The sequence below is a fragment of the Ligilactobacillus sp. 110_WCHN genome, assembly GCF_030518115.1.
In the GTDB taxonomy this organism is placed as follows: Bacteria; Bacillota; Bacilli; order Lactobacillales; family Lactobacillaceae; genus Ligilactobacillus; species Ligilactobacillus aviarius_C.
Genome location: NZ_JAULLI010000038.1, coordinates 1 through 3893, shown reverse-complemented (window position 1 = coordinate 3893; position 3893 = coordinate 1). Strand labels below are relative to the sequence as shown.

Below are 3893 nucleotides of genomic sequence, written 5' to 3'. Positions count from 1 at the left end.
TTAAGAAATGGCTTTTTATTTTTACTTAATTATTTGTTTTTGAACATATTCTCTATACTTTTTATGATTTCTTAACAATTCGTCATGTGTACCTTCACCTGAAACTCTCCCGTCATCTATAAAGTAAATATCATCCGCATCTATTATCGTTGATAATCTATGTGCAACTACTATCGTAGTCACATCATTCATAACATTTTTTAAAGCTTTCTCAACATAATCTTCTGACATACCATCTAAACTAGATGTGGCTTCATCTAAAATTAAAATATCTGGATTCTTTAAAAAGATTCTCGCAATTTGTAACCGTTGTTTTTGCCCCCCTGAAAGTTTTACACCTTTTTCTCCTATAAAAGTATCGACTCCTTTGCTCATAGCATTTATATCGTCTAATAAGTACGCATTTTCGAGTGCTCTATTAATTTCTTGATCACTTGGATTATAGTTTAATCCAAATAAAAGATTATCTTTTATAGTACCAGTTATGGTAGAAGTATCTTGTAATACAGCAGCAAAATGTTCTCTCCAATCACTAACTGTAAAATCTTTTGAGGAAATATTTCCAATCATTATAGTTCCCGCATTAGGTTCATAAAAACGTTCTATTAAGCTTAATATCGTTGTTTTTCCTACTCCCGATGGGCCAACAATAGCTGTTTTTTTATGCGCTTTAAATTTTAAACAAAGGTCATCTAATACATTTCTTTTTCCATAACTAAAAGTAATATCATTTAGTAATAAATCCTGATTTCCGAATTTTTTTTGATAATTTTTCCCATTATAATCTTCTTCACTTATATTTAAAATTTCATTTATCTTTTCAGTTGCCCCTTCAACAGTCTTATACTCATTTGCAAAATTCACAATGGCATTAACCGGGTTAATTATTTGAAATAAATATACTAAAAATGAAACCAGTGTTCCTACCGTTAAAGTACCCTGTTGAACTCGATATCCTCCATATCCAAATATAACTGAAACCATGGCAAATAAGCACAAAAATACCAATGGATCCGTTATTGAGGAAATTAAATCTGACTTTATCGAAATTTTATATATTTTATCAATATTCTTTTTTTCTTTTTGCTTTACTTGTTTTTCAGCAGTACTTGCTTTAATTAATTTAATTTGATTTAAAAATTCTGAAATACTTCCTGTTAACTTACTAAGAGCATCTTGATTTTTTACTGCATATTTCCCTGCTAAAGAACTAAGCGGTGCAATTAAAACCATTAACATTGGAAGAAGTATTAATAATAATAAACTTAATTTCCAGTCTAGTACAAATAACGCAATCACCGACCCAAAACAAATAACTATACTTGATATAAATTCAGGTAATGCCATTGTTAAAAATCGTCTTATAGCCGCAGTATCATTAACAACTCTGCTGGCCAGTTCACCACTATGATTATTGTCAAAGAAAGGAATTGGCAACTTAATAATATGTCTAAATATATCTAATCTTTGTATTGCTACTTTTTTCTCCCCTTCTTTACTTGTTATATAACTTCCTAATGCAGTTAATATCGTTTGACATAGAAAAAATATCCCAATTAAAATAATTTTTTTCATATCAAACTCTTTTGAAGCCATATCTATAAACTTTTTCAATTCTAATGGTATAAATATGCCTATAATTCCTCCAAGAGTTGATAAAATTATTCCTATTATAAGTTCATATGTAATTTTTATATGTAATCTTTTCATATATTTAATCCTTTTCTTTCATAAACTCTATAAATTAATTTTAAAATATTAATCTAATTTTTAAAATATTAATGATTTACTTTAATTACTATGTTATATTTAATGTATATCATATACAAGGAGGAATTTTTTATGAATAAACCAAAGGGATTATACTTTCCAACTCAAAAACTTGATATCAAAGACGGAATCGTAATGGGTAGCCATACATCATACACTTTTATGTGGGATTATTGGATTTATAAAACATCTACTCATTTTGAACAAAAAGAACAAAATAAAGAAGACAACTTTATGTTTACAACATCATTAGCATAGATATAACAAGTAAAATTGTACTTTATCTCTACTGTAAAAAAACTTGCTTTTAAACTTAAAAGCAAGTTTTTTATTAATGTTAACTTTCTTTTCCTTCTTGTAGATTTTATAAGTCTAATTTTTTTCGTTACTCACTCTATTTATTTCATCTTCAAACCCTGCTAGTGCCGCAAACGGTAAGAAAATCGAAGCTCTTTCGTTCAATGGCATGCGATATTGATCCTTATGCGCAGCATAATCATAATCAATTATTTCTTCTACATCATACGTCATGCTAAATGCCCTCCTATCTGCTTATTTCTTCTTAATGTCATAGCCTTATCTTTTAAATCTAATCCTTTAAAAATTGCATTTTTTCCAAACCGTTCCTGAATCTTTAACGTTGTTTCTTGTAATGTTTGTTGTCGATCCAATCCATCTTCATTTGAAAAATCACAAAATAAATTGCCCTGCTCATAATTAACGATCGTATCCTGACAACCCTTTAAATTATGTGCAGTAATCGTTATCCTCCGTAATAAGTAATCTGAATCAACGATTTCATTAAATAATCGTAATAACTGCTCTCTAATATCCTGCTCTAAATTAGAATACCGGCTAAGGCCAATGCAACCTCTTACTGATTTTGGACGAACTCTGCCAAACCGATCAACTTCAGCTTCTTCAACATCATCAACATAATTAAACGTCTTACAATCGTAATGAATGCTCAAAGATAATTCATTCGTTACTTGCTTAGTATTCAATAACTTCAATGCTAGCTCTTGGCTCATTTCTTTAATTATCATTAATCCATCACTGTAATTGTATGGTTCGTTCAACAACTGACCGACTGTCAAACAATGATTTTTCGGCCGATAATCATTAATATCTTTAATTGTCAGATCTTCAAAACCCCAAGCATGATCAATTAAAATTTCAGCATTAATTCCAAACTCACGATACAATAATGCCTTATTATACCGATCACTAAGTGTACCCAGAGAACACGCTGCAATCTCCCCCATTGTATGTATATCTAACTTATCCAATCTTCGAGCATAACCTTTTCCAACACGCCAAAAATCAGTAATTGGTTGATGATCCCATAATTGCTCCCGATATGTACGTTCGTTTAACTCGGCAACTTTAAAGCCTACTTTCGTTGGCGTCATATGTTTCGCCACAATATCCATTGCCACTTTTGCTAGATATAAATTAGTTCCAATGCCTACCGTTGCTGTTATTCCCGTTTCCCGATAAACATCATTAATTATTCGGTCTGCTAAATCTACCGGGTTACAATCATAAAGTTTTAAATACGGTGTCACATCAATAAATGCTTCATCAATCGAATAAACATGAATATCCTCTGCTGCAATATATCTTAAATAGATGCTATAAATATAAGCACTTACCTCTTCATATAGCTTCATTCTAGGTTTTGCTATTCTAAACCCAATTTCCAATGCTTTATTATTAATTAACTCTTTACGACTACATGATCCAGCTCGAAACCGATGACCTAAGACCCTACTCTTACGCTCATTATTTAACTGATTAACTTGCTGTTTTACCTCAAATAACCGCGGTCTTCCTGGAACTCCAAAGCTTTTTAAAGCAGGAGATACTGCAAGACAAATCGTTTTATCTGTTCGACTTTGATCTGCAACCACTAAATTAATATCTAATGGATCTAACTTTCGTTCACGACACTCAACTGAAGCATAAAAAGACTTAAGATCAATTGCCATATATACTTTATCCAATTTAACCACCTATAAAATAAATGGAACATATGTTCGATAAAAGTATAACATAGAAATAAAGATAGTAAATAAATATATTAAGTATATTAAGTATATTCAATATATTTCAAAATAAAG

Annotated in this window: 4 protein-coding genes; 1 reads left to right on the top strand and 3 read right to left on the bottom strand. The window is 30.3% G+C overall.

The features are described 5' to 3' along the window. Positions 1-21: 21 nt before the first annotated feature. On the bottom strand, positions 22-1710 hold the full coding sequence (locus tag Q3C15_RS08550) for an ABC transporter ATP-binding protein (RefSeq protein WP_289555115.1): 1689 nt from the start codon (positions 1708-1710) through the stop codon (positions 22-24). Between the two features lie 132 nt (positions 1711-1842). Here Q3C15_RS08550 and Q3C15_RS08545 point away from each other — a divergent pair, with 132 nt between their 5' ends. Then, positions 1843-2028: a hypothetical protein gene (locus tag Q3C15_RS08545; RefSeq protein WP_289555114.1), complete on the top strand. Its 186-nt coding sequence runs from the start codon at positions 1843-1845 to the stop codon at positions 2026-2028. 114 nt (positions 2029-2142) lie between these two features. Here the strand turns inward: Q3C15_RS08545 and Q3C15_RS08540 are convergent, their stop codons facing one another. Then, on the bottom strand, positions 2143-2301 hold the full coding sequence (locus Q3C15_RS08540; protein WP_289555113.1) for a hypothetical protein: 159 nt from the start codon (positions 2299-2301) through the stop codon (positions 2143-2145). Next, positions 2298-3761 carry a hypothetical protein gene (locus Q3C15_RS08535; RefSeq protein ID WP_289555116.1) on the bottom strand — a complete coding sequence of 488 codons (1464 nt, stop codon included), beginning with the start codon at positions 3759-3761 and terminating at the stop codon, positions 2298-2300. The genes Q3C15_RS08540 and Q3C15_RS08535 overlap by 4 nt, the downstream gene beginning before the upstream one ends. Positions 3762-3893: the final 132 nt, after the last annotated feature.

What these genes read in the sequence shown, in the direction of transcription:
- Q3C15_RS08550 (WP_289555115.1), bottom strand. Translation starts at nt 1,710, where the DNA reads ATGAAAAGATTACATATAAAAATTACATATGAACTTATAATAGGAATA.
- Q3C15_RS08545 (WP_289555114.1), top strand. Translation starts at nt 1,843, where the DNA reads ATGAATAAACCAAAGGGATTATACTTTCCAACTCAAAAACTTGATATC.
- Q3C15_RS08540 (WP_289555113.1), bottom strand. Translation starts at nt 2,301, where the DNA reads ATGACGTATGATGTAGAAGAAATAATTGATTATGATTATGCTGCGCAT.
- Q3C15_RS08535 (WP_289555116.1), bottom strand. Translation starts at nt 3,761, where the DNA reads ATGGCAATTGATCTTAAGTCTTTTTATGCTTCAGTTGAGTGTCGTGAA.